The sequence below is a fragment of the Pseudomonas sp. SGAir0191 genome (genome assembly GCF_002812565.2).
GTDB lineage: Bacteria > Pseudomonadota > Gammaproteobacteria > Pseudomonadales > Pseudomonadaceae > Aquipseudomonas > Aquipseudomonas parafulva_B.
The window spans coordinates 2,568,857-2,594,178 of sequence record NZ_CP025035.2; the positions used below are offsets into that span (position 1 = coordinate 2,568,857).

Annotated in this window: 21 protein-coding genes and 1 pseudogene; 13 read left to right on the top strand and 9 right to left on the bottom strand. The window is 62.9% G+C overall.

The genetic code is table 11. The features are described 5' to 3' along the window. The first annotated feature begins 86 nt into the window (after positions 1-86). From CWR53_RS11470 to CWR53_RS11480, 3 genes are all read left to right on the top strand, one after another. Complete coding sequence (locus CWR53_RS11470; protein WP_058638335.1) at positions 87-1,451, top strand: MFS transporter; 1,365 nt, start codon at positions 87-89, stop codon at positions 1,449-1,451. A 76-nt stretch (positions 1,452-1,527) separates the two neighbouring features. Continuing rightward, entirely contained in the window at positions 1,528-3,081 is a 1,554-nt protein-coding gene (gene garD, locus CWR53_RS11475) for a galactarate dehydratase (RefSeq protein WP_100851565.1), read from the top strand. 24 nt (positions 3,082-3,105) lie between these two features. Beyond that, positions 3,106-4,698 carry an aldehyde dehydrogenase (NADP(+)) gene (locus CWR53_RS11480; RefSeq protein ID WP_058605388.1) on the top strand — a complete coding sequence of 531 codons (1,593 nt, stop codon included), beginning with the start codon at positions 3,106-3,108 and terminating at the stop codon, positions 4,696-4,698. A gap of 45 nt (positions 4,699-4,743) precedes the next feature. Here the strand turns inward: CWR53_RS11480 and CWR53_RS11485 are convergent, their stop codons facing one another. Then, a complete protein-coding gene (locus CWR53_RS11485) occupies positions 4,744-5,493 on the bottom strand; it encodes a FadR/GntR family transcriptional regulator (RefSeq protein ID WP_058605463.1) in 750 nt (249 codons plus the stop codon). A 140-nt stretch (positions 5,494-5,633) separates the two neighbouring features. Between CWR53_RS11485 and CWR53_RS11490 the strand changes: the two genes are divergently transcribed. Then, on the top strand, positions 5,634-6,284 hold the full coding sequence (locus CWR53_RS11490) for a DUF998 domain-containing protein (RefSeq protein ID WP_100851566.1): 651 nt from the start codon (positions 5,634-5,636) through the stop codon (positions 6,282-6,284). A 74-nt stretch (positions 6,285-6,358) separates the two neighbouring features. Continuing rightward, entirely contained in the window at positions 6,359-6,688 is a 330-nt protein-coding gene (locus tag CWR53_RS11495) for a hypothetical protein (RefSeq protein WP_100851567.1), read from the top strand. 137 nt (positions 6,689-6,825) lie between these two features. Here the strand turns inward: CWR53_RS11495 and CWR53_RS11500 are convergent, their stop codons facing one another. Next, positions 6,826-8,040 carry a YeeE/YedE family protein gene (locus tag CWR53_RS11500; RefSeq protein ID WP_058605385.1) on the bottom strand — a complete coding sequence of 405 codons (1,215 nt, stop codon included), beginning with the start codon at positions 8,038-8,040 and terminating at the stop codon, positions 6,826-6,828. 136 nt (positions 8,041-8,176) lie between these two features. Between CWR53_RS11500 and CWR53_RS11505 the strand changes: the two genes are divergently transcribed. Beyond that, positions 8,177-9,085 carry a LysR family transcriptional regulator gene (locus CWR53_RS11505; protein WP_100851568.1) on the top strand — a complete coding sequence of 303 codons (909 nt, stop codon included), beginning with the start codon at positions 8,177-8,179 and terminating at the stop codon, positions 9,083-9,085. On the opposite strand, the gene CWR53_RS11510 is transcribed toward CWR53_RS11505, so the two are convergent. From CWR53_RS11510 to CWR53_RS11525, 4 genes and pseudogenes are all read right to left on the bottom strand, one after another. Further along, positions 9,070-9,603, bottom strand: coding sequence for a DMT family transporter (locus tag CWR53_RS11510; protein WP_058605383.1), 534 nt, complete (start codon positions 9,601-9,603; stop codon positions 9,070-9,072). The genes CWR53_RS11505 and CWR53_RS11510 overlap by 16 nt on opposite strands. 189 nt (positions 9,604-9,792) lie before the next feature. Beyond that, positions 9,793-11,082 (bottom strand): annotated as a pseudogene (locus CWR53_RS11515) (PQQ-dependent sugar dehydrogenase). Continuing rightward, positions 11,079-11,507 (bottom strand): DUF2231 domain-containing protein, encoded by a 429-nt coding sequence (locus CWR53_RS11520; protein WP_100851569.1) that lies wholly within the window; start codon positions 11,505-11,507, stop codon positions 11,079-11,081. Before CWR53_RS11520 ends, CWR53_RS11515 begins: the two are co-directional and overlap by 4 nt. Positions 11,508-11,701: 194 nt before the next feature. After that, the gene (locus CWR53_RS11525; protein WP_058638344.1) at positions 11,702-13,888 is read right to left on the bottom strand and encodes an OsmC domain/YcaO domain-containing protein; all 2,187 of its coding nucleotides are present in this window, start codon (positions 13,886-13,888) and stop codon (positions 11,702-11,704) included. 261 nt (positions 13,889-14,149) lie between these two features. Between CWR53_RS11525 and CWR53_RS11530 the strand changes: the two genes are divergently transcribed. Genes CWR53_RS11530 through CWR53_RS11540 form a run of 3 tightly spaced genes read left to right on the top strand, consistent with a single transcriptional unit; the run spans position 14,150 to position 18,209 of the window. Beyond that, the gene (locus CWR53_RS11530) at positions 14,150-14,605 is read left to right on the top strand and encodes a (2Fe-2S)-binding protein (protein WP_058605379.1); all 456 of its coding nucleotides are present in this window, start codon (positions 14,150-14,152) and stop codon (positions 14,603-14,605) included. Further along, entirely contained in the window at positions 14,605-16,845 is a 2,241-nt protein-coding gene (locus tag CWR53_RS11535) for a molybdopterin cofactor-binding domain-containing protein (protein ID WP_058605378.1), read from the top strand. The genes CWR53_RS11530 and CWR53_RS11535 overlap by 1 nt, the downstream gene beginning before the upstream one ends. A 17-nt stretch (positions 16,846-16,862) precedes the next feature. Next, positions 16,863-18,209, top strand: coding sequence for a cytochrome c (locus tag CWR53_RS11540; RefSeq protein ID WP_100851570.1), 1,347 nt, complete (start codon positions 16,863-16,865; stop codon positions 18,207-18,209). A gap of 31 nt (positions 18,210-18,240) precedes the next feature. Here CWR53_RS11540 and CWR53_RS11545 read toward each other — a convergent pair whose 3' ends face one another. After that, on the bottom strand, positions 18,241-19,017 hold the full coding sequence (locus tag CWR53_RS11545; protein WP_058605376.1) for an ABC transporter substrate-binding protein: 777 nt from the start codon (positions 19,015-19,017) through the stop codon (positions 18,241-18,243). Positions 19,018-19,085: 68 nt separating this feature from the next. Further along, a complete protein-coding gene (locus CWR53_RS11550) occupies positions 19,086-19,403 on the bottom strand; it encodes a hypothetical protein (protein WP_058605375.1) in 318 nt (105 codons plus the stop codon). A gap of 311 nt (positions 19,404-19,714) precedes the next feature. On the opposite strand from CWR53_RS11550, the gene CWR53_RS11555 reads away from it, so the two are divergent. The 3 genes from CWR53_RS11555 (at position 19,715) to CWR53_RS11565 (ending at position 22,662) form a co-directional block, all read left to right on the top strand. Continuing rightward, positions 19,715-21,460 carry a BCCT family transporter gene (locus CWR53_RS11555; RefSeq protein WP_100851571.1) on the top strand — a complete coding sequence of 582 codons (1,746 nt, stop codon included), beginning with the start codon at positions 19,715-19,717 and terminating at the stop codon, positions 21,458-21,460. A gap of 118 nt (positions 21,461-21,578) precedes the next feature. Beyond that, a complete protein-coding gene (locus CWR53_RS11560) occupies positions 21,579-21,836 on the top strand; it encodes a hypothetical protein (RefSeq protein WP_058605373.1) in 258 nt (85 codons plus the stop codon). A 175-nt stretch (positions 21,837-22,011) separates the two neighbouring features. Further along, entirely contained in the window at positions 22,012-22,662 is a 651-nt protein-coding gene (locus CWR53_RS11565) for a TIGR04211 family SH3 domain-containing protein (RefSeq protein ID WP_058638351.1), read from the top strand. Positions 22,663-23,329: 667 nt separating this feature from the next. Here the strand turns inward: CWR53_RS11565 and CWR53_RS11570 are convergent. Then, complete coding sequence (locus CWR53_RS11570; RefSeq protein WP_100851572.1) at positions 23,330-24,211, bottom strand: LysR family transcriptional regulator; 882 nt, start codon at positions 24,209-24,211, stop codon at positions 23,330-23,332. A 133-nt stretch (positions 24,212-24,344) separates the two neighbouring features. Between CWR53_RS11570 and argC the strand changes: the two genes are divergently transcribed. Then, positions 24,345-25,304: an N-acetyl-gamma-glutamyl-phosphate reductase gene (argC, locus tag CWR53_RS11575; RefSeq protein WP_100851573.1), complete on the top strand. Its 960-nt coding sequence runs from the start codon at positions 24,345-24,347 to the stop codon at positions 25,302-25,304. Positions 25,305-25,322 lie beyond the last annotated feature (18 nt).

The following is a 25,322-nucleotide window of genomic DNA, read 5'->3' on the forward strand; positions in this document are numbered from 1 at the left end:
CCAGCGCCGCGCCCGGAGTGGGCTCGTCTTACTCCGGCATAAATCGAAGACCCCGCACAACAATAACTAGTGGGAGTACTACCAGCATGCAAGCGACGAAGAAAACGCATGTGCGCTACCTGATCCTGTTCATGCTGTTCGTGGTGACCACGATCAACTACGCCGACCGCGCAACCATCGCCATCGCAGGGTCGAGCCTGCAAAAGGACCTGGGCATCGACGCCGTCACCCTGGGCTACATATTCTCGGCCTTCGGCTGGGCCTATGTGGCCGGACAGATTCCCGGCGGATGGTTGCTCGATCGCTTCGGCTCAAAAAACGTCTATGCATTCAGCATCTTCACCTGGTCACTGTTCACCTTGCTGCAAGGCTTCGTCGGCGGCCTGCCGGTGGCCTGGGCAGTGGTCACTCTGTTTACCCTGCGTTTTCTGGTCGGTTTTGCCGAAGCGCCGTCGTTCCCGGGCAACGCCCGCATCGTCGCCGCCTGGTTTCCGACCCAGGAGCGCGGTACTGCCTCGGCGATCTTCAACTCGGCGCAGTATTTCGCCACTGCCCTGTTCGCACCGCTGATGGGCTGGATCGTGTTCAGCTTCGGCTGGGAGCACGTGTTCGTGGTCATGGGCGTGCTGGGCATCCTCTTCTCGATCATATGGCTCAAGACCATCTACAACCCCCGCCAGCACCCGCGTATCAGCCCCGCCGAGCTTGAACACATCGAGCAGAACGGCGGCTTGGTGGACATGGACCACAAGCGCGGCAACGACGGGCCCAAGTGGGGCTACATCAAGCAATTGCTGACCAGCCGCATGCTCCTGGGTGTGTACCTTGGCCAGTACTGCATCAACGCCATCACCTACTTCTTCCTGACCTGGTTCCCGGTGTACCTGGTCCAGGAACGGGGCATGACCATCCTCAAGGCAGGGTTCATCGCTTCGCTGCCAGCCATCTGTGGCTTCATCGGTGGGGTACTGGGCGGCGTGATCTCGGACTGGCTGCTGCGCCGCGGCCATTCGCTGACCTTCTCGCGCAAACTGCCAATCGTGTGCGGCCTGATGTTGTCCACCACCATGGTGTTCTGCAACTACGTCGATGCCGAATGGATGGTGGTGGGCTTCATGACCCTCGCTTTCTTCGGCAAAGGCATTGGTGCGTTGGGCTGGGCAGTGGTGGCCGACACCTCGCCCAAGCAGATCGCCGGCCTGTCCGGCGGGCTGTTCAATACCTTCGGCAACATCGCCTCGATCACAACGCCGATCGTGATTGGCTACATCATCAGCGCCACCGGCTCGTTCAAGTGGGCGCTGGTCTATGTGGGTGCCAACGCGCTGGTGGCAGTACTGAGCTACCTGGTGATCGTCGGCCCCATCAAGCGAATCGAGCTGCGCGAAGAGTCGCCTGAGTCCAAGCCGGCGTCAGTGCCGGATGCCCAGCTTGCCAGCCCGCGTCACTGATTGAGCACGTGCGCACTGACTAGCCCGTGCGCACGCACGTACAAAAGCCTGAGAACCTGAACAATAGGGCCCGAACATGCAGCTGATCGAACATTCCGAATCGCCGCGCTACATCCGCCTGCACGAGGACGACAATGTCGTGGTAGTGGTCAACGACGGCGGCCTGGGCGAAGGGGCCCGGTTCGTCGACGGGCTGACCCTGGTAGAAGACGTGCCGCAGAGCCACAAGGTGGCCACCGTGCCTATCCCCAAGGGCCAAGCGGTTCGACGCTATGGCCAGGTGATCGGTTATGCCCTTGAGGACCTGCGCCAGGGCAGTTGGGTGCAGGAGGGGCAGCTGGCCATGCCCGCCCCGCCTGAGCTGGACAATCTGCCATGCTGCGATGCAGTTCCCCAGCCACAACCGCCGCTGCAGGGCCATACCTTCGAAGGCTATCGCAATGCCGACGGCACGGTTGGCACTCGCAATATCCTGGGTATCACCACCACCGTGCAATGCGTCACTGGGGTGCTGGAGCATGCCGTCAAGCGCATCCGCCACGAGCTGCTGCCGCGCTATCGGAATGTGGACGATGTGGTCGCCCTCACCCACAGCTACGGCTGCGGCGTGGCCATCAATGCCCGCGATGCCTATATCCCCATCCGCACCGTGCGCAACCTGGCGCGCAACCCCAACCTGGGTGGCGAAGCGCTGGTCATCAGCCTGGGTTGTGAAAAGCTGCAGGCCAGCCAGGTGATGCACGACGACGACCCCTCGGTCGACCTCAGCGAGCCCTGGCTGTACCGCCTGCAGGACGCAAGCCTGGGCTTCACTGAGATGATCGAGCAGATCATGGCCCTGGCCGAAACCCGCCTGAAGAAACTCGACAAGCGCAGGCGCGAGACCGTGCCGGCCAGTGAGTTGATCCTGGGCATGCAGTGCGGCGGCAGCGATGCCTTCTCGGGCATCACCGCCAACCCGGCACTTGGCTACGCGGCAGACCTTCTCGTACGTGCCGGTGCAACGGTGCTGTTCTCGGAAGTGACCGAGGTGCGCGACGCCATCTACATGCTTACCTCCCGCGCCCAGGACCGGCAGGTGGCCGATGCGCTGGTACGCGAAATGGACTGGTACGACCGCTACCTGCACCAGGGCGCTGCCGATCGCAGCGCCAATACCACGCCAGGCAACAAGAAAGGCGGCTTGTCGAACATTGTCGAGAAAGCACTGGGCTCGATCGTCAAGTCAGGCAGCGGCGCCATTCACGGTGTGCTCGGGCCAGGGGAACGGGTGAGCGGCAAGGGGCTTATCTTCTGTGCCACCCCTGCCAGCGACTTCGTCTGCGGCACCCTGCAGCTGGCCGCCGGGATGAACCTGCATGTGTTCACTACCGGCCGCGGTACGCCCTATGGCCTGGCGATGGCGCCGGTAGTGAAGGTGTGCACCCGCACCGAGCTGGCGCAGCGCTGGCCGGACCTCATCGACATTGACGCCGGGCGCATCGCCACGGGCCGCAGCACCATCGAAGAGCTGGGCTGGGAGCTATTCCACTTCTACCTGGACGTGGCCAGTGGGCGCAAACACACCTGGGCTGAGCAACACCGCCTGCATAACGACATCACCCTGTTCAATCCCGCACCCATTACCTGATCCCTTGTCCTTGAGGAGTTCCAGATGCCAGAGATTCTTGGCCACAACTTCATCGCCAGCCAGCGCAGCGCAGCCGGCACGCAGCGCCTGCAAAGCCTGGATGCCACCACTGGCGAGCCCCTGCCCTATAGCTTCGCACAAGCCACCGAGCGCGAGGTGGCCGAGGCGGCCGAGGCCGCACAGGCCGCCTTCGCAGGGTTTCGCCAATTGCCACCGGCACGCCGCGCCGAGTTTCTGGACGCCATTGCCGCGGAGCTCGATGCGCTCGACGATGCCTTCGTGGCGATCGTGTGCCGTGAAACCGCCTTACCGACAGCTCGGATCCAGGGTGAGCGCGGCAGGACCAGTGGTCAGATGCGCCTGTTTGCTCAGGTGCTGCGCCGAGGCGACTATCTGGGTGCGCGCATCGACCTGGCCCAACCAGACCGTCAGCCGCTACCGCGGGTGGACCTGCGACAGATGCGCATCGGCGTTGGTCCTGTAGCGGTGTTCGGCGCGAGCAACTTCCCCCTGGCCTTCTCTACCGCCGGTGGTGACACCGCTGCTGCACTGGCTGCCGGTTGCCCGGTGGTATTCAAGGCGCACAGCGGCCATATGGCCACCGCCGACCTGGTCGGTTGTGCCATCGAACGCGCGGCCGCCCGTACCGGCATGCCCAAAGGTGTGTTCAACATGGTGTTCGGGGCAGGCGTGGGTGAGCCATTGGTCAAGCATCCGGCCATCCAGGCAGTGGGCTTCACCGGCTCGCTCAAAGGTGGCGATGCCCTGTGCCGCATGGCCGCCGAGCGCCCCCAGCCGATCCCGGTGTTTGCCGAAATGTCGAGCATCAACCCGGTGATTGTCCTGCCCGGGGCGCTGGCCAAGCGCGGCGAAGCCATTGCGCGTGAACTGGCAGGCTCCGTTTGCATGGGGGCTGGGCAGTTCTGCACCAACCCGGGGTTGGTGATAGGCCTGCAATCCCCCGCTTTCAGCCAACTCCTCGAAGACTTGGGCACCCATCTGGACCAACAGGCCGGCCAGACCATGCTCAATGCAGGTGGCCTGCGAAGCTATGTCAGTGGGCTGGATCACCTTCACGCCCATGACGGCATCGTGCACCTGGCCGGCCAGCCGCAGACAGGCCCCCAGGCACGTGCACAACTGTTCAAGGCCGAGGCCCGCCTGCTGGTGGCGTCTGACCCGCTTTTGCAGGAAGAAGTCTTCGGTCCGACGACAGTAGCGGTGCAAGCGCGCGACGAGGAACAACTGCGCAGCGCCCTGCAGGGCCTGAGAGGCCAACTGACCGCGACGCTGATCGGCGAGCCGGAAGACTTTGCTGCGTTCGCCTGGTTGGTACCGCTGCTGGAGGAAAAGGTCGGCCGCATCCTGGTCAACGGCTATCCAACAGGTGTGGAGGTATGCGATGCCATGGTCCACGGCGGCCCGTACCCTGCCACCTCGGACGCTCGGGGCACGTCTGTCGGCACGTTGGCCATCGACCGATTCCTGCGGCCGGTGTGCTACCAGAACTACCCCCAGGCGCTGCTGCCTGAGCCGCTGCGCGACAGCAATCCGCTGGGGTTGCGCCGGTTGGTCAATGGCCAGTGGAGTGAAGAAGCGCTCCAAGGTAGATCTTGAGTCGTTAGCCGGGATGAGAGTCATCCGGAGGCTGGGGCGGTTAGGTCACGCCCCGCTCACCTGCGCCCGCTCATGGGCTTGGCGCAGCCGCTCCCGGCTGTTGCTCAGGTGCATGCGCATGGCCATCTTCGCCCCTTCACAGTCCTGGCGAGCAATCGCCTCATAGATCGCTTCGTGCTCATGCATCAACCGGCTCATATAGTGGGGCTGGTCGTCGTGGGCCAGGCGAGCAGAGTTGAGGCGGGTTCGAGGGATGATGCTGGTGCCCAGGTGGTTGATGATGTCGGCGAAATAGTGATTACCGCTGGCCTGGGCGATGCGCAGGTGGAATTGAAAGTCCGCGGACACTGCGTCGGTAGCATGGGCTGCTTGTTCATTTAGCTCATCGAGGGCTGCACGCATCCCGGCCAGCTCTTCATCGCTGCGTCGCTGAGCCGCCAGGCTGGCCGATTCGATTTCAAGGGCGATGCGCAGCTCCAGTACCGCAAGTACTTCGCGCAGCGTCACCACCGTGGCCGGGTCGATGCGCAGCCCCCCGACCGGCGGAGCGTCCAGCACGAAGGTACCGATACCGTGACGGGTCTCCACCTGCCCGGCGGCTTGCAAGCGCGAGATCGCCTCACGCACGACCGTGCGGCTGACCCCTTCCTCAGCCATGATCTGCGATTCGGTCGGCAGCTTGTCACCGCGCTTGAGTTGACCACTGCGGATGCGTTCGGTCAGCACTGTGACCAGTTCCTGGGCCAGGCTGCGCGGCTTGCGCCTGGCCCGTGGCGGTGGTTGTAGATCTGACATGCCCTGTGCTTCACCTTGAAAGACAGCCGCCATGATAGCGCAGGCAGTTGTACGATCACATACGGCTGCAACGCTATCGGTGCTGGCGCTATCACCACACCGTTTGTTAAGGTCCGGGCTTTCCACGGAAGGATGCCTGCATGAAATTGCTCGACCGATCACTGCTCAGCTGTGGCTTGCTCATTCCATTGTGGCTAGCGCTGGGCGTTACGCTGACCGCCATGGCCTACCCCGGCTACGATCATCTGCAATTGGCCATGAGCCAGCTTGGCGCCGTCGGTGCCCCAACCCATCATCTTTCCCCGCTGGTGAACAATTTCCCATTAGCGTTATTGTTCGCCTTGTTCGCCTGGGGCATTGCCCGGCGCTGGCGCGGCTCCCGGCTGGCCATGGTCAGTGCAGCGCTGTTGTTGCTGCACGCCGTTGGCAGCTTGGGCACGGGATGGTTCGCCTGCGACCAAGGCTGCGCGCCTGAACAGCCTTCCACGTCGCAGCAGTTGCACAACCTCTCCGGGCTGTTGATGTTCTTGTCCTTGACCCTCGCCAGTGCCCTGTGGATCTGGCTTGGCGCCCGCATCGCGCACTCGCGCGCCCTGGCGGTCTTCTCGCTGGCCTGTACCCTCGGGGCAATTGTCACAGTCGGGTTCATGGGCCAGGCCATGCAGAGCGGCGAATTGTTCGGGCTTTACCAGCGCCTCAATTATGGGGTGGGCGTGCTGTGGGTAGCGGCTATTGCCTGGTACAGCCTGCGCGAACATGCCAGCACAGACGCCAAAGCTGCGCTGGCCTGAAGGCAAACTGCTGGCCCCCGGCTTTGGAAGGAGGAGGCAAACTTCCTTCTCCTTCAAAAGCTTAGGACAGGAACATGCGAGTAATTCTAGCAATCACGACGGGCTGCCTGCTGGCTACGGCAGGTATCAGCGCCAGCGCCCGACCTTTGACTCAGAACGATCGCCAAGCCTGCAAGTGGGGCGCGCAGATTGCAGCCCAGGCCCAGCAGGCCAAGCTGTCTGGGGTCACGCTGTATACCGCACGCAAGAAGCTGCAGGCACGCAAGTTTGCCAAGCCGTGGATGCGCATGACCGCCTTCGGCATTACCGAGCAGACCTATAACAGTCGCTCGAGGCTCTCACCTGCTGCCATCAGCAAAACCTATCGGGAGCAATGTGTGCAACATGCGCTGGCACGCAGATAGTTATTAACATCAAGTAGTTACTGAACATACTTGATAATAACTGTTACCAAACCACCTTCCCCGCCGTGCCTTGGTTCAGCTGTATCAACCCTAGCGTTGAATGGCCCAGTCGGGAATCAACGGGCCAGCCCTTCGCGTTAACAGCCAGTCAAGGTCGTCGCGCGACGCTCCCCTGCAAAGAACGCAGGGCGCAGCCGCACCCCGATCACGTTGCCCAGGTAGGCGGCGATCAGCCATAGCCAGCCGTGCACGCTCCCTGAAGCGATGCCGCTGAAATAAGCGCCGATATTGCAGCCGTAGGCCAGGCGCGAACCGTAGCCCAGCAACAGGCCGCCGATGACGGCGGCGATCAATGACGGCAGCGGGATCTTCAGGCTTGGCGCAAAACGCCCGGCAAGGCCTGCTGCAAGCAATGCCCCCAGCACGATGCCCAGGTCCATGACGGTGGTCACATCCTGCCAGACCGGCGAAGCCAAGGCTTTGGCATTTGCCGGTGCCTGCCAGAACACCCAGCTGCTCACCTGAACACCCAGGCTGTCCAGCACCTTGGCGCCCCATAAGGCGAAGGCCGAGGTAATGCCCCAGGGCCGTCCAGCCAAGGCCAGGGTGGCATAGTTGAGCACGGCCAACGCGACGGCGCCCCAGAGCAACGGCCAGGGGCCTCGCACAAAGCGTCGCAGACCTGCCCGGTCATGCTGCTCGGGCTGTTCAAGCCTGCCGTGGCGGCGCTTTTCCAGGTGCACAGTGACCCAGGCGATCAGGCCGAACACGCCCAGGCTCACCAGCAAGGCAGGTACCAGGCCCCATGCCTGCACGATTGAGGTCGCAGGCAAGGATGGCAAGGCAAACCACCAGTCGGCGTGGTGCGTGGCGGTCACGGAACCGATGATGAAGAACAGCAGGGTTACCAGCATGCGGGCATTGCCGCCGCCAACGGTGAACAAGGTGCCCGACGCGCAGCCGCCTCCTAGTTGCATGCCGATGCCGAAGATGAAAGCCCCGAACACGACGGACACCCCGGCCGGTGCCACAAGGCCCGTCACGGGGGTGCCGAACAGGTTACCGGCCGCAAGCGCCGGGAAGAACAGCAGTACAGCCAGCGCCAGCATGACCATCTGCGCGCGCAAGCCGGCGCCGCGCCGCTCATTGATGAACACGCGCCAAGCAGAGGTGAAGCCAAAGGCGGCGTGATACAACGTCAGGCCCAGCGCAGCCCCAAGCAGCAGAAGCAGGACCTGCCTGAAGCCTGCATTGACATCCAGGAACCAGGCGCCAGCTATCAGTAGACCCAACGCGACAAGGGGTGCGCCCAGACGGCGCGGTTCAGGTGAAACGGTAGCGGAAAGACCCATCGAAATACTCGGAAAAAAATCGAACAGGTGCGCAGTATAACGGCAACCACCGGTGAGGTCGTGTAGTGCCGCCAACGGTGCAGGCGCGCATTTGTTAGGCTTGGCCCCTGCCCCCTTACGGATCAGACGCCCGAACATGGATCAATTGCGCCGAATCGACCTGAACCTGCTGCTGGCCCTGCACGCCCTGCTTACCGAGCGGCATGTAACACGCGCTGCCATTCGCCTGCACCGCAGTCAGCCGGCCGTCAGCCATGCGCTGGCGCAGTTGCGCGAGCATTTCGATGATCCTCTGCTGGTACGTCAGGGTGGCACAATGACGCTCACCGCGCGGGCTCAGGCGTTGGCTCAACCGCTGGAGGACGCATTGGCCAATCTGGAGGGGCTGCTGAGCACGCCGCAATTCGATGCTACGCAGGCCCGGCGACGCTTCCGTCTCTCGCTGTCGGACTATGCAGCACGGATCATCCTGCCACCTCTCCTGCGCCATGTGCGGCGCGTTGCCCCGGGCATCGACCTGGCGGTCAGCCAGGCCAGTCGCGAGGCAATGGTGGCTCAGTTGCTCGATGGAGAACTGGACCTGGCGCTGGGGGTCTTTCCGGAATTACCTCAAGGCATCACCGCCCAGTCACTGTTTGCCGATCGCTTCGTAAGCGTGGCTGACCATCAGACGCTGCCGGCCACGGGCGAATTGAGCTTGAGCCAGTGGTTGGCGCGCCCCCATGTGCTGGTGGCTACGCGCCCCGACGCCTTCGATGAGATTGACCGTGCACTGGCCGCCCAAGGTCAGCGCCGGCACATTGCCTTGGCGCTGCCGCACTGGAGCGCAGCCGTAGAAGTAGTGAAAGATACCGACCTGATTCTGACCGTAGCGCGACGGTCCCTCGCCCCGCTGCCTGCCCATGGGGGGCTGTGCGAGTTCGTCCCCCCGCTGCCTTTGGACAGCATCGATTACCGGCAAGCCTGGCACAGCCGCAAGCAGGGTGATGCAGGGCATCGCTGGCTGCGCGAAACGGTGCTGACATGCTGTCAGCCAGAGGTATGATCGTGGCTTGAGCGCTCCACCGCGGGCTCGCTTTTGCTGGGGGTACTGGTGGCCCACTGACCCTGCACCAACCACACGCCGGCCAGGATCATCACAAGCCCGAAAATTCGCGCCAGCCCCAGGGGCCTGCCAGGCAGGTTCATGATGGCAAAATGATCAGCAACCACCGCCGTAACGATCTGCCCTGCCACCACCAGCACCAGAAAGCCTGCCGCGCCAAGCTTGGGCGTCAGCGCCGCCGCCCCTGCCACATACAGGGCGCCCAGCACACCGCCGATCCAGAGCCACCATGGGCCTTGCAAGGCCTTGCCGATGTCAGGCGCAGGTACCCGCAACACCAGCAGCGCTGCAATGACAACCACGGCGCTGACGGCAAGCGACGCAAATGCGCCCCACAGCCAGTGACCGAGCGCCCTGCCTGCAGCGGCATTGCCTGCCGCTTGAAACGGCAGAACCGCGCCAGCAATCAACGCCAAAACAATGGGTAACAGCACTATCATCATGGATTTACTGAACATGACCGTTCTCGCTAGACAGGACGGGGTTCAGCATGAGGCTATTGACGCCTCGCATGGAAATCGAAAGCTGAGATGGAAACTATTCGTGTGGCGAATAGCGAATCTGCGTGGCTACGCCAAGGCGTAATCGCCGTGATCCTAGAGAGTAAGCCATAGGGGCGGACAGTCCCGCCCCTGCAGCCGATTGCATCAGTTGCGTGTCACCCGCCAGACGGTGTTGGCCAGATCGTCCGCAATGATCAATGCCCCACGCGGATCGACTGTCACACCCACTGGACGCCCACGCGTCTTGCCATCTTCACCTCGAAAGCCGGTGGCGAAATCGATGGGCTCGCCTGCCGGCTTGCCGTTGCTGAACGGCACGAAGATGACCTTGTAGCCAACCGGGTTCGGCCTGTTCCAGCTGCCGTGCTCGCCCACGAACACCCCCTCAGCAAAGCCTTGGCCCATGGCGGCCGTTGAGAAGTCGACACCCAGCGCCGCGACATGCGACCCCAGGCTGTAGTCGGGCTTGATCGCCGCAGCTACTTTGTCAGGATTCTGCGGCCGCACTCGGTCGTCGACGTTCTGCCCCCAGTAGCTGTAGGGCCAGCCGTAAAAGCCGCCCTCACGCACGGACGTCAGGTAGTCGGGGACCAGGTCTGGGCCCAGTTCGTCGCGCTCGTTGACCACTGTCCAGAGCTGCCCGGTACCCGGCTGGATAGCCAGTGCAGTGGGGTTGCGCAGCCCGGTGGCGTAGGGCCGATGTGCGCCCGTCTGGGCATCGACTTCCCACACCATCGCACGGTCGATCTCGACCTCAAGGCCGCGCTCGGTAATGTTGCTGTTCGAACCGATGCCGACATAGAGGAAGCGGCCGTCCGGGCTGATGGTCAGCGCTTTGGTTCAGTGGTGGTTGATCTCGGCCGGCAGGTCGGTGAGCTTGACCGGCGGGCCGTCGGCCTTTGTCTGGCCGTCGCGGTAGTCGAAGCGCACCAGTGCGTCCTGGTTGGCCACGTACAACTTGCCATCGGCAAATGCCAGGCCATAGGGCGCATTCAGGTTCTCGGCAAAGACGGTCTTAAGCTCATACTTGCCGTCACCATCGGCATCGCGCAACAGGGTCAGGCGGTTGCCGCCCTTGACCTGGGTATTGCCCTTGGCCTTGATCTGGCTGGCGATCACATCCTTGGGCTTGAGTTTGGCAGCGCTGCCGCCACGCCCTTCGGCCACCAGGATGTCGCCATTGGGCAGCACCAGGCTCTGACGCGGGATCTTCAAGTCGGTCGCGATGGCCGTGACGCTGAAACCGTCGGGCACGGTCGGCTTTTGCTGCCCCCAGGCCACCGGCTCGGCGATCTTCATGCTGGGCAGCAGACCGCGCTGGGGCTCGGGCAGCTTCGGGTCAGGCCCACGGGCCTGGGTGGGGTCACCCTCACCGCCGCAAGCCGCCAGCAACAGCGAAAGGGACAACAAGCTCACAACGTGCAGCGCTCTCATGCTTCACCTCCCGAACGCAGGTTGCTCAAGCCAAGCCACGCCGTCACTACAGCGAGCACGGTCACGATCACCGACAGCACCAGCCCGGACGGCATCACAGCCCAGGCGTCCTTGGCATGCTCGAAGGCGTTGACCAACCCCAGCACCCACGTCACCAGCAAGAGCAAGAAGTAAAGGGTTGGCCGCCCGGCCTTGTGTCGAGCGCTGATCAGGTTGGCCAGGGCGAACAGCAGGGCCAGCCCGCAGAACACCAACCCGCCTGCGATCAGCCAGGCGGCAAAGTTGCTCCACTGGATCTGGTAGCTGTTGTAGTAGGCAATGTCACTGATCATTGCCCCCAGGAACAGCGGCACGGTGCCCGCCAACAACAACGCATGCAGTGGGCCAGGTCTGCAGCGGTACAGGGTAGGGTCGGATACGGTCACGGTGCCTCCTTTTCGTTCAGTGACCAGGGCCGACGAGAGACGGCCCACGGGGATACGCAGGGTGCGCCTAGCAAATGAGCACCCTGGCGAGCCGATAGTTCAGCCATACACGGCTGAAATATCCTGCAAAAAATCCCGAACCGCTGCCCTTCGTGGCATACGCGGCCTATCCAGGCCCGCATGCCTGCCAGACGTCAGGCCAGTCGCGCCCGAGCGGCGTGCAGCTTCTTGTAGCTGTCGATCAGACGCAGATGGCGATCCAGCCCTTCGAGCTTCATGCTGGTCGGGGTCAGGCCGTGGAAGCGCACGCTTCCCTCGATCGAGCCCAGTACCGCATCCATGCGCGGGTTGCCGAACATGCGGCGGAAATTGACTTCGTAGTCGGCCATGTCCAGTTCATCGTCCAATTGCACTTCCAATGCCACGTTAAGCGCCTGGTAGAACAGCCCCCGCTCCACGGTGTTGTCATTGAACTGGAGAAACGCCTCGACCAGCTCTTTGGCCTCCTCGAAGCGCTGCACGGCCAGGCAGATGAGCAGCTTGAGCTCAAGGATGGTCAGTTGCCCCCATACCGTGTTGTCGTCGAATTCAACGCCAATCAGCGTGGTGATGGTGGTGTAGTCATCGACATCGCAATTGTCCAGGCGTTTGAGCAGCAGCTTGAGCGAGCGGTTGTCCAGGCGGTGCAGGTTGAGGATGTCGGCGCGGAAGGAAAGCGCCCGGTTGGTGTTGTCCCAGATCAGGTCCTCGACCGGGTAGATTTCCGAATAGCCTGGTACCAGGATTCGGCAGGCGATTGCACCGAGGTTGTCGTACACGGCCATGTAGACCTCTTTGCCAAGGTCTTCGAGGATGCCGAACAAGGTGGCTGCCTCCTGCGCATTGGCACCTTCGCCCTGGGCAGTGAAATCCCAATCGACGAACTCGAAGTCAGCCTTGGCGCTGAAGAAGCGCCACGACACAACGCCGCTGGAGTCGATGAAATGCTCGACGAAATTGTTCGGCTCGGTCAGGGCGTGGCTTTCGAAGGTGGGCTGTGGCAGGTCGTTCAAACCTTCGAAGCTGCGGCCCTGCAGCAGTTCGGTCAAGCTGCGCTCCAAGGCCACCTCAAGGCTTGGGTGCGCACCGAACGAAGCGAACACACCACCGGTGCGCGGGTTCATCAGGGTGACGCACATCACCGGGAATTCGCCACCCAGCGAGGCGTCCTTGACCAGTACTGGGAAGCCCTGCTCCTCCAGCCCCTGGATACCCGCGACGATGGACGGATAGCGGGCCAGCACCTCAGCGGGAACGTCCGGCAGGCACAGCTCGCCCTCGAGGATTTCACGCTTGACCGCACGCTCGAAGATTTCGGACAAGCACTGCACCTGCGCTTCGGCCAGCGTGTTGCCCGCGCTCATGCCGTTGCTCAGGAACAGGTTCTCGATCAGGTTCGACGGGAAGTACACCACCTGCTGGTCTGATTGGCGCACGAACGGCAGCGAACAGATGCCCCGGGCGGTGTTGCCCGAGTTGGTGTCGTACAGGTGCGAGCCGCGCAGTTCGCCATCGGGGTTATAGATGGCCAGGCAATGCGCGTCGAGGATTTCGTCAGGCAGGGCATCCCGAGGGCCGGGCTTGAACCACTGTTCGTCCGGGTAGTGCACGAACGCCGCATTGGCCAGCTCCTCTCCCCAGAACTGGTCGTTGTAGAAGAAATTGCAGTTCAGCCGCTCAATGAATTCGCCCAGGGCAGACGCCAGCGCCGCTTCTTTGGTAGCGCCCTTGCCATTGGTGAAGCACATGGGCGACTGCGCATCGCGCACATGCAACGACCAGACGTTGGGCACGATGTTGCGCCACGAAGCAATTTCGATCTTCATGCCAAGGTCGGCCAGAATGCCGGACATGTTGGCAATCGTCTGTTCCAGTGGCAGGTCCTTGCCAGGGATGCGGGTGCTGGTTTCGGCCACCGGCATGAGCAAACCCTGGGCATCGGCATCGAGGTTGTCGACCACCTCGATCACGAATTGCGGACCGGTCTGCACCACCTTCTTGACCGTGCAGCGCTCGATCGAACGCAAGATGCCCTGGCGGTCCTTGTCGGTGATGTCTTCAGGCAGCTCCACCTGGATCTTGAACACCTGGTTGTAGCGGTTCTCGGGGTCAACGATGTTGTTCTGCGACAGGCGGATGTTTTCGGTGGGAATGCCGCGTGTCTGGCAGTAGAGCTTGACGAAGTAAGCCGCGCACAGCGCCGAGGACGCCAGGAAATAGTCGAATGGCCCAGGGGCCGAGCCATCGCCCTTGTAGCGAATCGGTTGATCGGCGATCACCGTGAAGTCATCGAACTTGGCTTCGAGACGGAGATTGTCGAGAAAATTGACCTTGATTTCCATGCGGGTTTACCGTGATTTTAAGCGTGCAAAACACAATGGTCGGCATTATCCGGTTTTTCACAGCGGAAATCCTCCCCGACCGGCATGCGCGTCAATGGCGGCCTCGCGCTTGCGCATTCCGGGGAAATCCTTGCCTGATCCTCTGTATCTGCACAGCCTGGCGCAGGCACCGGTTCAGCGCTGTGCTAGCGTTTCTGCACGGGGCGACGCATCCCACGATCATGACAAGAACAGCGCTAACCGATGACTGGCAGGTGAACCATGGAACTACTCATCAACGGCACGACCCACCAGGTCGATGCAGACGCCGACACGCCCCTTTTGTGGGTGATCCGCGACGATCTGGGCATGACCGGTACCAAGTATGGCTGCGGCCTGGCCCAGTGCGGGGCTTGCTCGGTGCTGGTGGACGGCGTTGTGGTGCGCGCCTGCGTGACCCCGGTGTCCGGCGTGGTTGGCCGACACGTGTCGACCATTGAGGCGATCGAGGCGGACCCTGTGGGCAAGCGGGTGGTAGCGGCTTGGGTGGAACACCAGGTCGCGCAATGCGGGTACTGCCAATCCGGTCAGGTTATGGCAGCGACCGCGCTGCTCAAGCATACCCCGACACCCAGCGCCGAACAGATCGATGCAGCCATGATCAACCTGTGCCGCTGCGGCACCTACAACGCTATTCATGCAGCCATGCATGACCTGGCGCAGGGAGCCAAAGCCTGATGAGCACGCCTGATCCCGCTGCTGAACTGCATAGATTGCAAGTTGGCGAAACCGTCAATCTCTCGCGTCGCCGCTTCCTCGTCGGCACGGCTGCAGGCGCATTGGTCCTGGGCTTCGGCCTGCCGACGGGCGTTGCGCGTGTGCAAGCTGCTGCCGATGCGCAGCGAGGCACCCAGGTACCGGCGTTCCTGGAAATCCGACCGGATGGCACGGTCCGTCTGCTCAGTCCGTTCATGGAAGGCGGCCAAGGACCGTTCACCGCCATGGCGCAGATTGTTGGCGAGGAGCTGGATGTGGATCCTGCTCACTTCATCGTGGACAGCGCCCCACCTGGCCAAGCCTATGTGGTGATGGAAAACGGCATGCGCATCACCGGCGGCAGCATGTCCGTACGCATGAGCTACCCCACCATGCGCCGCCTGGGCGCACTGGCGCGGGCGATGTTGCTGCAGGCCGCTGCGCAGCAACTGGGTGTCGCGGTGGGCGAGCTGACCACGACGCCGGGTACCGTAGTACATACCACGTCAGGGCGCACGCTTGGGTACGGCGAACTGGCCGAGCGGGCCATGGACCTGCCGGTCCCCGACCCTGCCACCGTCAAGCTTCGTGATCCTGCCCACTTTCGCTGGATTGGCAAGCCAGTTCGGCGCCTGGATGCATACGACAAGTCCACCGGCAAGGCCATGTACTGCATCGACCTCAGCGTGCCGAATATGCTTCATGCCGCCGTGCAGCATGCCCCTCGCCTGGGCATGACGGTGGGCCAGGTGCGCAATGAGGCACAGGTGGCTGCCATGACGGGTGTGCATTCAGTGCATCGCCTGCCCGGTGCTGTAGCGGTGGTTGCACCGCGCTGGTGGCACGCCAAGCGTGCGGTCGAGGCACTGCAAGTGCAGTGGCTGGAGCCAGCCGGAGATTCCACCGTGCGGGCCATGCCGGCGGATTTTTCCAGCGACGGCTGGCTCCAGCACCTGGCCAGTGCCACGGGTCCAACCCGTGATGAAGAAACGGCCGGAGACGTGGCGAGCGCGCTGGACAACGCCGTGACCACCGTCGAGGCCAGCTACCACAACCAGTACCTGAACCATGCCCAGCTCGAGCCCCCTTCTGCCCTGGCCCGCTTCAATCCCGACGGCACACTGGAGGTCTGGCTGCCCAACCAGGCGCCCGACATGTTCCGCGATGACATCGCCAAGCGTACCGGGCTGTCACCCGACCAGATTACGCTGCATTCGCCGCTGCTTGGCGGCTTCTTCGGTCGGCACTTCCTGTATGAGTCCGCCAACCCTTACCCGCAGGCCATCGCCCTGGCCAAGGCGGTAGGCCAGCCCGTCAAGCTGATCTGGAGCCGCGAGGAAGAGTTCCTTCGCGATGTGCTACGCCCTGTCGCCGCGGTCAAGTTCCGCGCCGGGCTCGATGCCGAAGGCTTGCCGGTAGTCCTGGAGGCGGTCAGCGCCACGGAAGGCCCCACCGAAGCCCTGGCCGGCAAGCAAGGTGACAAGGTCGACCCCACGGCACTGGAAGGGCTATCGGGCAAGGCCTATGCCATCGCCAACAAGCGCATCGCACAGGTGTACGTCAAAGGCCCGGCCATGCTCGGTTATTGGCGGTCGGTGGGCAACTCGCTCAATGACTTCTTCTATGAGTCTTTCCTGGACGAGCTGGCGGACAAAGGAGGCCAAGACCCTCTGGCCCTGCGTCGGCACCTGCTGCGAGACAACCCGCGCCTGACGCAGTTGTTGCAAGCGGTGGTCGAGCTTTCAGGGGGCTGGAAACGAGGGCCTTTCACTGCCGAGGATGGCACGCGGCGGGCCCGAGGCTTAGCGATGGCGTCCCCTTTCGGGTCCGAAGCGGCCGTGATCGCCGAGGTCTCCATCGAAGACGGCCAAGTGAAGGTCCACGACATCTGGCAGGCGATCGATCCGGGCAGCATCGTCAACCCGGCCATCATCGAGCACCAGGTCAATGGCGCGGTGGCCTTGGGGTTGTCGCAGACGCTGGTCGAGGAAGCGGTGTACGTCGATGGCATGCCGCGTGCGCGCAACTATGACCTGTACCCGATCCTGCCGCCTGCGCGCATGGCTCGGGTACATGTACGCATCGTTGAGAGTGGCGCGAAGATGGGCGGTATCGGCGAGCCACCGTTGCCCGCGGTAGCACCGGCGGTGGCCAACGCCGTGGCCCAACTGACCGGACAACGGGTTCGCAGCCTGCCCATGAGCCGTCATACCTTCAGCTGACCGACAAGGACGCCGCCATGCACCCTCGTACTGCTAGAACCCTTGGCTGGCTGTTGCTGCCCTGCGCGGTCGCCGCCGGCCTGGCCGGTTGGTACGTCACCCGTGAACCTGCCTCGCCGTTCTCTGATGAGCAGGCACGCGCCACCGACGACCCGGCATTGATCAGTCGCGGGGAATACGTCGCACGGCTGGGCGATTGCGTCGCCTGCCACAGCCTGCCTGGCGAACCGCCGATGGCCGGGGGGCTCGAGATGGCTACCCCGCTTGGCACGATCCACGCCACCAACATCACACCCGACCGGGAGACAGGCATCGGCGCCTACTCGCTGGCCGACTTCGACCGGGCCGTGCGCCACGGTGTGGCGCCTGGCGGGCGCCGCCTTTACCCCGCCATGCCGTACCCCTCCTACGCCAAGCTCAGCGACGACGACATACGTGCGCTTTACGCCTTCTTCATGCGCAGTGTTCAGCCTGCACGACAGCCGAACACGCCTGGCGACATACCTTGGCCATTGAACCTACGCTGGCCCATCGCCCTGTGGAACGGCGCGTTCGCACCCGCGAGCCCTTACGTGGCGAAGGACGACCAGAATGCACTGTGGAATCGCGGCGCCTACATCGTGCAGGGGCCTGGGCACTGCGGCAGCTGCCATACCCCCCGAGGCCTGGCTTTCAATGAAAAAGCCTTCGACGAATCAGGCGCCCCGTATCTCGCAGGCGCCTTGCTCGACGGCTGGTACGCGCCCAGTTTGCGCAATGACCCTAACACCGGCCTTGGCCGCTGGAACGAAGCTGAGGTGGTGCAGTTTCTCAAGACCGGTCGCAATCGACATGCCGTGGTCTTCGGCTCGATGACCGAGGCATTCAACAACTCCACGCAGTTCATGACCGATGGCGATCTACAGGCCATCGCCCACTACCTCAAGGCACTGCCCGGCGATCCATCCCGAGATGGCAAACCCTGGCAGTATCAGCCTGAGCCGACGCTCGCCCAGCTGGAGCGCCCAGGCGTACGCACGTACATGGCGCGCTGTGCCACCTGCCACGGCATGGACGGCAAAGGCCAGGGTGAGTGGATGCCGCCCCTGGCCGGCGCCACTTCTTTACTCGCCAACGAGGCTGCATCGGCCATCAACATCACCCTGAACGGGTCGCAGCGGGCCGTGGCCGATGGCAGGCCCGATGCCTACCGCATGCCCGCCATGCGTGCACAACTGAGCGATCAGGAAACAGCAGAGGTGCTCAGCTATATCCGAAGTGCCTGGGGTAACCACGGCAATGCCGTCGAAGCTGCGGCAGTGGCCAAGCTGCGCAAAGATACGGACCCTGCCAGCCCCAGTCCGATCATCCTGCAGATGCGCTGACCCATGCCGCGCATTCGAGCACCGGAAGGCCTTAGCGGCTGCGCTCCAGGTTGAGTTTGAGCAGCTGCTGCGGTACCTCCTGCGCGTTGAGCTGCTGCATCGCCCGGCTCAGGGCTTCGCGCAGCGCCGGCTGATTGCACGGCGAAGCCTTGGACAGGGCCAGGTACAGGCCTTCGCTGGAGACAGGAGGCTGCAGCACCAGCACCTGCTGGTCGATGCCCAAGGTGCGCGCCAGGGCTAGGCCTGGGTACTGCTCATAGATCACATAGTCACTGCGCCCGTGCATCAGCTTTTCGAAAGCCTGCCTGGCGCTGGGCACCGCCTCGAGCGTCAGGTGCTGCTTGGCGTAAGCATCGAACGGCTGGCCGTGACTGTTATTGACCAGCGTTCCACCCTTGAGCCCCTGCAGGTCCGACCATTGCCCATAGACGAAGCCATGCCCCTGACGGGCCCAGATCACGCTCGGTGTGTAGAGGAATGCCGGCAGGATGAAGTCCATCTGCTGCTGGCGGGCGTCGGTGATGAAGTAGCCGGCCATCAGGTCGACCCTGCCGGTACGAACCTCTTCCTGGGCCCTGGACCAAGGGCCTACATAGAGGACGTCGATTTCCAGGCCAAGGCTGTTGGCCAGGCGCGTGACCAGATCCGCATTGGCCCCAATCAGATGGTGCGGGTCCAGGGGGTCACGCCAAAGGTAGGGGGGATATTCCGGGTTTCCAGTGGCAGTCAGCCGTTTACACGGCTCGGCAGCCATTGCCAGCAGTGGCAATAGCCCAAGGCACAACAGGCCAACCCAACCCTTGATCATGCGAGACCTCCGGCAGACGACGCTGTGATACCTCTATCCCTGCGCTGGGCCCTAGACAACAAGCTGCTTCAGGCGGTCAGTTCCAGCCGCGCGCGCGCCCCTGCCCGCTGGAACACCTCGCGCACCTCGTCGGCCTTGGCCTTGGTGACCGACTTGCCGCTCAGCAGCTCGTCGACCACGCGCAGGCCTTGCTCGACGGCAGTGGCCAATTGTTCAGCATCGGAGGCGTCGGCGATATCACCCAGATAAGGCGCGATGAGGTAGACATAACGATCCTGCAGTTTCAGCGTTTCCAGGGCGTCGAGGGCCTGCTGGAAGCGATCGGCGGCGGCGGGGCTCATGCTCAATTTATCGAAATGAATCAGGCTCACACGATCAGTGGCCATGTTGACGAATCTCCGTTTCCTGATGCGGCCCAGGCCACGAGCAGCAGCGTGTCCACGCTACTCGGACAAGCAGGCCCGGGTGATGTCGATCAGGTTAACAGAACACGGCACAGAAAGGGTCATCCGCCCAGGAACTAAAAGTGACCAGCAGGTCGCGCAATGGAAGCCCCACGGCGCAACCGGGACAGGCAGCGGGATTTGACGCGCAGGATAATCGCCCGGCAAACCACCCTGCCGAGAACGCCACCACGCGCTCGCCTCTACAACAACAAGCCTGTTTCAGCAGGCACGCCACACAGGGCTCCAACTTCATGGCAAAGGAACACTCCGCAGAGACACCCGATCTTGGCGTTACCGACCCCTCCAAAACCGACGAAGCCCGACAGGACCGGCGCCTGGAGGGCAAGCTCGACTGGGTCGTATTCGGCTTGACCAGCCTGTTGGCCATCGCGTTCGTGCTGTGGGGTTTCCTCAACCAGGTCAATTTGGCCAGTAGCGCGTCCAGTGCGCAGTCGTGGGTCATTCTCAACTTCGGCTGGTTCTTCGTACTGACCTCTACTGTGTTCGTCGTGTTCGTGCTGTGGCTGGCTGCCAGTCGATATGGTCGCGTACCGCTGGGCCGGGATGGAGAACTACCTGAGTTTCGAACGGTGTCGTGGGTGGCGATGATGTTCAGTGCCGGCATGGGCATCGGCCTGATGTTCTTCGGCGTGGCCGAGCCGTTGTCGCACTACGTTTCCCCGCCGCCGGGCTCGACCACTGGCCAGTCGAGCGAAGCGATGCAGGTGGCCATGGCCACCACCCTGTTTCACTGGACGCTGCACCCTTGGGCGATGTATGCCATCGTCGGGCTCGCCATCGCTTACGGCACCTTCAGGCGCGGCCGCTCCCAACTGATATCCGCAGCCTTCAGGCCCTTGATCGGCAAGCATGCCAATGGCCCGCTCGGCCGTCTGATCGACATGATGGCAATCTTTGCCACGCTGTTCGGCTCGGCCGCATCGCTGGGGCTTGGTGCGCTGCAAATTGCAGGCGGCCTCGAATACAACGGCTGGATCGAGCACCCCGGCAAGCTGTTCTACATCGCACTGATCACCGTGCTGACCATTGCCTTCGTCACCTCGGCCGTGTCGGGCATCGGCAAGGGTATCCAGTGGCTGTCCAATACCAACATGGTGCTCGCACTGGTGCTCGCCGTGTTCGTGTTCCTGGTCGGGCCTACCTTGCTGATGCTGAACCTGCTGCCGACATCGATCGGCATCTACATCAAGATGCTGCCGGAAATGATGGCGCGTACCAATGCAAGCGGCGGCGAACCCATGAACGCCTGGCTGGCTGGCTGGACGGTGTTCTATTGGGCGTGGTGGATTTCCTGGACGCCTTTCGTTGGCATGTTCATCGCCCGCATCAGCCGGGGGCGTACCATTCGCCAGTTCGTCACCGGGGTGTTGCTGGTGCCGAGCCTGGTCAGCCTGGTGTGGTTCACCATCTTCGGCGGGGCGGCCATCGATGCCTTGCGCGAAGGCGCCTTCGTACTGGCGGATGGTGCGGTCAACAGCAACCATGCGCTGTACCAATTGCTCGCCAGTTACCCGTTGGCCTCTGCCACGTCGGTCCTGGTGATGATCCTGGTCGGTATCTTCTTCGTCTCCGGTGCCGACGCGGCGTCACTGGTCATGGGGACGCTGTCCGAACATGGCACCACTTCCCCTTCGCGGCGCACGGTGATTTTCTGGGGAGCGCTCACCGGCACGGTCGCAGCCATCATGCTGGCCATCGGTGACCCCAGCGCGCCAGACAAAGCCCTGACCGGGCTGCAGAACCTGACCATCGTAGTGGCCCTGCCCTTCGTACTGGTCATGGTGCTGCTATGCCTGGCGCTTTATCGCGACCTGCGCAAGGACCCCATGATGCTGCGCCATCTTCGCGGTACCGAGCTGATCGAAAAGGCCGTGTTGTATGGCGCCGTCAAGCATGGCGAAGAGTTCTACATCGTCGTTCAGGAGAAGAAAGCCTCGGTGAAAGCGGTTGCAACCAAGGAGCTGACCGAATCATGAGGTCAGCAGATCGGTCGCTCTGATACCTACCCGCGAAACTGGTAAAAGTGCCAGTTTCGTATTGCCAGCGACCGACGCAATATCGTCAGCGCCTCCCAGCCGAATGAGCGCAGCGCCCATGAATGACCTCCTGCAAGGTAGAGTCGCCTGGTTCGATACCGACCAGGCGTTTGGCTGCATTCTGGGAGCCAACGGCGTCAGCTTTCTTCTTCAGGGGCGACACCTGCTCGACCCAGGTACGCCGCCCTGCCGCGGGCAGGTTTACCAATTCAAACCGGTCTACAGAAAAAATGCCTGGTGGGCCCTGCAGGCCTCGCCCTTACTGCCCCTGCCTGACGAATTGACGGTCGGAGTGCCTGACGATCATCCAAATTGATCTGGTGCTCACTGCTGCGCAGCTCATCCATTTGCGCAACATGTTGAAGACTTTTCGCGATGCTAGCGGTGAACCAGCTTACAAAAAAACGGTCTTTCGCTGACGGTTCACTACCCGACCGGTTCGCGGCCCATCCACCGGCCTACATTTGTCCAGTTTCAGCGAAGACCCCAAAATGCCCGACTCCCGCCCAACTGCCTTTGCCCTCACTGCCCTGCGCGGCGGTCTGCTTGCCAGCGCGCTGGCGCTTGTCACGCCCGCGCACGCCGAGGCGCCAGCCAGCGATGCACGCTGGGTCAGCGACAGCCTCAGCACCTACGTACGCAGTGGCCCGACCGACGGCCACCGTATCGTCGGTACGCTAAAGTCCGGGCAGCCACTGACGCTGATCGGTACTCAGGGCAACTACAGTCAGGTTCGTGGACAAAACGGTGATGTGGTGTGGATCCTCTCCAGTGACTTGCAGTCAGTGCCCGGTCAGAACGAGCGCCTGCCTCAGCTCGATGCTCAGGTGGCCGAGCTGACAGGGCAATTGAAGACCATCGATGACAGCTGGAAAAACCGGGTGCAGGGTATGCAGGAAACCCTGGATTCGCGCAAGCAACTGGTCGATGAACTCCAGGCGCGCAACAAGGACTTGAACGAGCAGCTGGACCAGAGCCAATCGAACCTTCGCGACGCTCAGGCGCGCCTGGGTGACGAGAACAAGCAGGTGATGATGCGCTACATGGTGTATGGCGGCAGCATCGCAGGGGCCGGTTTGTTGGTCGGGCTCATCCTGCCGGCCTTGACCCGTGGGCGGAAAAAGAACGATCGCTGGTTCTAGGACTGTATTGAGGATTGTCGTCTTGCACAGACCGGCAGATCTGCAAGTTCAAAACGGACTTGCCGGCTCGTCAGACTGGCCGGGACGAGCCTAGAGCTGTCGCGACCATCTCTAACCCGAGCTGAAGACCTGGGGCTCAGACTCTCGCAAAAGCAACTGCCTAGCACTACCCCCAAAGGCTAGCCGATTTCCGTGTAGGAGCGGTCTTGCGCCGCGATGGGCCGCGCAGCGGCCCCAGCAATTTGTGATGCGAAGCTGAAGGCATGGGGCCGCTATGCGGCCCATCGCGGCACGAAGCCGCTCCTACACGGGGCGGCATCAGCCTGGCACAGTGCCGTTCACCGGGCACGGTCGGCGAACCCGCTCAACACACATACTTTTACATGGGGCTTGCGGGCTTTCACATGGAGTGCAAGGCAGTTTCCTACTTAGTCTGATGAACACGTAAACTCCGACGGCAAGCGATCAGTGTAGGAGCAACTGTCTTTCACCGCATCTAACGGACAGCTCACCCCCGTGTGGGAGCGGCCTCGCGCCGCGATGGGCTGCGAAGCGGCCCCGGCAATATGCGCTGCGAAGCTGAAATCCTGGGGCTGCTGCGCAGCCCTGTTCCCATAAGTGCTCAACCCGTCATCCCCAGCATTCACCGCTACTGCGCCTTCCCATACTACTGACCCAGCCGCTTCAGTGCCTGGAGCACAAAGGTAGTAGCCGTCTCCTGCCTGGCGTCCCTCCAGGCGATCCCCAACTGCCGCCACAACCCAGGCCGCAAAGGTCGACAGACCAGACGCGGGTCTGCCTCCGCCACTTCACCTTCTTGCGGCAGCAATGTTGCACCGTAGCCGGCGCCTACCAGGCGCTTGACCGCGTCGTTGTAGTTCAACTCGATGCGCGGCTGTGGGTGCAGCCCGGCCGCTGCGAACCATTCGGTGCAGACCCGCGACAACTGCGTACTGCTGTCATTGAGAATCAAAGGCCGCTCGGCCAGCCACTGGGGGGTGACAGCTGCCGGCGGCTGCCAGTCAGCCGGCATGTAGGCCAGGATGGGGTCTCGGCGCCAAGCGGTGACCGCCAGGCCCTTGCCCGCCACTTGTGGTAACGCTACCAGGCCAATGTCCAGCAGCCCTTCACGCAGTTGCACCAGGGAGGCCTGTGAAGTGAGCACTTGCACCTGCACGTCGATGCCAGGGTGTTCACTGCGCAGGTGCTCAAGCGCCTCGGGCAGCAGGTGCGCGATGGCCCCGGTCGATGCGCCAAGCCGCACGCGGCCTGTCAGGCCTTGCACTTGATTGCGCACCTCATCCAGAGCCATTTCGGCATCGGCAAGCAGGCGTCTGGCGCGCACCAGCAGAGTTTCGCCGATGGCTGTCGGCCGAACCTGGCCGCGTGTGCGGGTCAGCAGCGTGGCGCCCACCCGCGACTCCAGCTCGGCCACGTGCAGGCTAATGGTGGGGGGTGCCAGATTGAGCTGACGGGCTGCCGCCGCAAAAGACCCAAGCTGGCTGATCACCACCAGCGTACGCAGGCGGTCAAGGCTGATTTCACGCACAGGGCTACGGCTTCCCTGAAGTAAACGTCGGAAGATTCAGAATAACTGAACGTGCCAGTCATGAAATGTAAATTTTCTTTATGCCCAGCTTGAGCGACTCTGGTGTCCGACCTACCCGCCTGGACACGTGAACATGCATCTACCTCTTGTTTTCATCGATGGCGATCAAGGCACCACCGGGCTGCAAATCCATGCCCGCCTGCACGCTCGCACGGACCTGCGCCTGCTGACACTTGCCGACGCGCAGCGCAAGGACCTCAGGTACCGCAGCGAGGCCATCAACCGTGCCGACATCGCCATACTTTGCCTGCCCGATGACGCTGCACGCGAAGCGGTGAGCGCGATCCACAACCCCGGTGTGCGGGTGATCGATGCCAGCTCCGCCCACCGCACCGCGCCAGGTTGGACCTACGGTTTCGCCGAATTGAATCGGGACCAGGCTGCGCATATCGGCCAAAGTACCCGGGTCAGTAACCCTGGCTGCTACCCGACGGGCGCGATCGCATTGCTCGGCCCCCTGATCGCGGCAGGCTTGGTACCTGCCGACTACCCGCTGGCCATCCATGCCATCTCGGGCTATTCCGGCGGCGGGCGCGCAGCGGTGCAGCGGCACGAGCAGCAGGACGGTAGCGCCGCCTCGGCCTTGCTCATGTACGGGCTGGACCTGGCGCACAAGCACGTGCCCGAGATCCAGGCCCACGCCGCTCTATCGGCCCGCCCCATGTTCATGCCCGCCTACGGCGCCTATCGCCAGGGCATCGTCCTCAGCATCGCCCTGCACCTGCGCTTGCTGCCCGGCCAGGTCAGCGCGCAGCAGTTGCAGGGGTGTCTGGAGCAGCGCTACCAAGGCGCCCGCCATGTGAAGGTGATGCCGCTGCAAACCCAGGGCACAGCCGAGCGCCTCGACCCGCAGGCGCTCAACGGGACCGATGATCTGCGCCTGGCCCTGTACGCCAACCCCTCGCAAGGCCAAGTGCTGTTGACCGCCGTCTTCGATAACCTGGGCAAAGGGGCTGCCGGGGCTGCCGTGCAGAACCTGGACTTGATGATCGACGCCACGCGCGCCCACGGCGATAACGGCAAAAACGGGTAGACTGTACAGCCCGCGCAC

Bases quoted from the DNA above. Each gene is read 5' to 3' on its own strand.
- CWR53_RS11560 (WP_058605373.1), top strand. From the start codon at position 21,579: ATGAATGACCTCCTGCAAGGTAGAGTCGCCTGGTTCGATACCGACCAG.
- CWR53_RS11530 (WP_058605379.1), top strand. From the start codon at position 14,150: ATGGAACTACTCATCAACGGCACGACCCACCAGGTCGATGCAGACGCC.
- CWR53_RS11510 (WP_058605383.1), bottom strand. From the start codon at position 9,603: ATGTTCAGTAAATCCATGATGATAGTGCTGTTACCCATTGTTTTGGCG.
- CWR53_RS11535 (WP_058605378.1), top strand. From the start codon at position 14,605: ATGAGCACGCCTGATCCCGCTGCTGAACTGCATAGATTGCAAGTTGGC.
- CWR53_RS11550 (WP_058605375.1), bottom strand. From the start codon at position 19,403: ATGGCCACTGATCGTGTGAGCCTGATTCATTTCGATAAATTGAGCATG.
- CWR53_RS11490 (WP_100851566.1), top strand. From the start codon at position 5,634: ATGAAATTGCTCGACCGATCACTGCTCAGCTGTGGCTTGCTCATTCCA.
- CWR53_RS11565 (WP_058638351.1), top strand. From the start codon at position 22,012: ATGCCCGACTCCCGCCCAACTGCCTTTGCCCTCACTGCCCTGCGCGGC.
- CWR53_RS11480 (WP_058605388.1), top strand. From the start codon at position 3,106: ATGCCAGAGATTCTTGGCCACAACTTCATCGCCAGCCAGCGCAGCGCA.
- CWR53_RS11540 (WP_100851570.1), top strand. From the start codon at position 16,863: ATGCACCCTCGTACTGCTAGAACCCTTGGCTGGCTGTTGCTGCCCTGC.
- argC (WP_100851573.1), top strand. From the start codon at position 24,345: ATGCATCTACCTCTTGTTTTCATCGATGGCGATCAAGGCACCACCGGG.
- CWR53_RS11505 (WP_100851568.1), top strand. From the start codon at position 8,177: ATGGATCAATTGCGCCGAATCGACCTGAACCTGCTGCTGGCCCTGCAC.
- CWR53_RS11470 (WP_058638335.1), top strand. From the start codon at position 87: ATGCAAGCGACGAAGAAAACGCATGTGCGCTACCTGATCCTGTTCATG.
- CWR53_RS11485 (WP_058605463.1), bottom strand. From the start codon at position 5,493: ATGTCAGATCTACAACCACCGCCACGGGCCAGGCGCAAGCCGCGCAGC.
- CWR53_RS11545 (WP_058605376.1), bottom strand. From the start codon at position 19,017: ATGATCAAGGGTTGGGTTGGCCTGTTGTGCCTTGGGCTATTGCCACTG.
- garD (WP_100851565.1), top strand. From the start codon at position 1,528: ATGCAGCTGATCGAACATTCCGAATCGCCGCGCTACATCCGCCTGCAC.
- CWR53_RS11555 (WP_100851571.1), top strand. From the start codon at position 19,715: ATGGCAAAGGAACACTCCGCAGAGACACCCGATCTTGGCGTTACCGAC.
- CWR53_RS11525 (WP_058638344.1), bottom strand. From the start codon at position 13,888: ATGGAAATCAAGGTCAATTTTCTCGACAATCTCCGTCTCGAAGCCAAG.
- CWR53_RS11495 (WP_100851567.1), top strand. From the start codon at position 6,359: ATGCGAGTAATTCTAGCAATCACGACGGGCTGCCTGCTGGCTACGGCA.
- CWR53_RS11500 (WP_058605385.1), bottom strand. From the start codon at position 8,040: ATGGGTCTTTCCGCTACCGTTTCACCTGAACCGCGCCGTCTGGGCGCA.